Annotated in this window: 1 protein-coding gene and 1 pseudogene; both read left to right on the top strand. The window is 61.5% G+C overall.

Features of this window, described 5'->3' with window-relative positions:
- Positions 1 to 1,348: autotransporter family protein (locus AC1DVH_RS29925; RefSeq protein WP_477756834.1), on the top strand; the 1,348-nt coding region annotated here is incomplete at its 5' end.
- A gap of 41 nt (positions 1,349 to 1,389) precedes the next feature.
- Positions 1,390 to 1,929 (top strand): annotated as a pseudogene (locus AC1DVH_RS29920) (autotransporter outer membrane beta-barrel domain-containing protein); the annotation flags it as partial.
- Between the last annotated feature and the right edge of the window lie 254 nt (positions 1,930 to 2,183).

Genomic DNA, 2,183 nt, shown 5'->3' with positions numbered 1-2,183 from the left:
CGGCAGCACCCTGATCAGCGTCACCAACGTTGGCGGCGTAGGCGCCCTGACCCAGCAAAACGGCATCCAGTTGGTACAGGCCAAAGGCACGGCAGTCAGCGACAACACTGCGTTCGCCCTGAAAGCGCCAGTGTCGGTCGGCGCCTTCGATTACCGCCTGTTCAAAGGCGGTATCACACCGGGCAGCGAAAACAGTTGGTACCTGCGTTCCTCGGTTGTGGCGCCGCCAGTGGTTGCGGTTGCCAATCCTGATCCCGCCTTGCCGCCGACGCTGGTGCCCATCGTGGCGGTGCCGGTGGCCGCGCCGGTGGTTGTGGCTTCCGGTGTTGATGGGGTTGCAACCGTCGAAGCCCCGGTGTTACCGGCCGCCGTACCCGGTGCCGCCCCGATCCCCCTGTACCGCGAGGCAGTGCCCACCTGGTCGGTGGTGCCGCCGGCAGCAGCACAGTTGAGCCTGACCGCCTTGGGCACTTTTCATGACCGTCAGGGCGATCAGCGCCTGCTGACCGAAACCGGTGCCTTGAGCGCCGGTTGGGGCCGGGTCTATGGCAAGAACCTCGAGCAGACCTGGGCCGGCACCGTCAAGCCAAGACTGGATGGTTCGCTCAATGGCTTTCAGGTCGGCAATGACCTGTTCGCTTCGCAGTTGGCCAGTGGTCAAACCCAGCGCAGCGGTTTCTTTATCGGCCACAGTCGATTGCAAGGCGATGTCGACGGTTTCAACGAGGGCTTTGAAGGCAAACGCTCCGGCAAGGTGGAGTTGCAAGGTGACAGTCTTGGCGTTTACTGGACCCTGACCGATCCTGCCGGCGCCTATCTCGATACCGTGGCCATGTACACCTGGCTCAACGGTGACAACCGTTCCGAAAGTGGACTGAAGATCGACAATGACGGTCACGTCACGACGTTATCGGCAGAAGTCGGGTATCCGATCGCGGTGACCGGTAGCTGGGTGATCGAACCCCAGGCCCAGGCGATTTATCAGAAGGTCAAACTCGACAGCCAGGACGACGGCATCTCCCATGTCTCGTTCGACTCCGACAGCGCCTGGACCGCTCGCGTCGGCGCACGCCTGAAGGGTCGCTACGAGGTCAGTGGCCGGCCGCTGGAACCGTACCTGCGGGCCAATATCTGGCACACCTTCACCGGTACCGACACGGTCACCTTTGACCATGTGGATCAGGTCGAAACCGAGCAACGAACCTCGTCCGCCGACCTCGGTATCGGCATGGTACTGAGCGTTGCAGCCTCGGTCAGCGTGTACGCCGGACTCGACTACACCAGCAATATCGACAGCAACCAACAACGGGGAACGTACGGTAACGTGGGGGTTCGGGTGAAGTGGTGAGGGTTGAAAAGCGCTCCGGCCTGAAGTTTTTTTGACGATCCACCGAAGACGCCGCGCCCACGGCCTGGGACCAACTCTACGGCCAGCCCTCTCGCCAGGTACAAACCGATTACCTTTCCCTGGGGCTGGCCGTCCCCGGCACCCACGAACTCAAAGGCCCGGCGATATTTACCCTGCAAAGCGCCAGCGGCCATATGCAAAGGGTCGGTCTGGAGTCAGCGGCTTCGGCCGCAACGAGCAAGGGACCCGAAGAGCCACCGAGGGCAGTGCGAGGACGTTGTCGGTGGAAGGTGGTTTCCCCATCGGCCTTGGCGAGAACCGGGTGATTGAACCCCAAGGCACAATTGATCAATCAGCGCATCACCCTGGACACCCCATCTACCGGCAACACCGTGACCCTCGATCAGGTCGACAAGATCAGCAGTAGCCGTAGTTCCTCGACCGTCGAACTGGGTCTGGGCCTGGTCGTCAGGGTGACGCCGACCGTGAGCCTGTATGTCAGCGCCGACTACAGCAGCGACGTGGATAACAGTGATTTGAACGGGTTGATTGGCAGCCTGGGTGTGCGGATGTGCTGGTGAAAACTGGTATTTCTTACAGTATCCACGGCATTGGCGATGATGCATTGTGATAGGCAAGTCACCCTGATCGAGGCCGTCACGGATGTCTATGGACCATACGCATCACGGCACGCCAACCCTTGCGGTTTCAGACGCGCGTGGGCTGGCGGTCAGGGCCGTTCAGTACCATCGGCGGCAAGCGGCCGATCCGGTTGAAATGCGAGTGACGCATCAACGCTTCGATGCCGTCGGCCGGGCAGTGGCCAGTCGGGATC

Source organism: Pseudomonas sp. P4_C3, from assembly GCF_056402075.1.
Note: the sequence above shows the minus strand (reverse complement) of the source record. Positions and strands in the feature narration are given on the sequence as shown.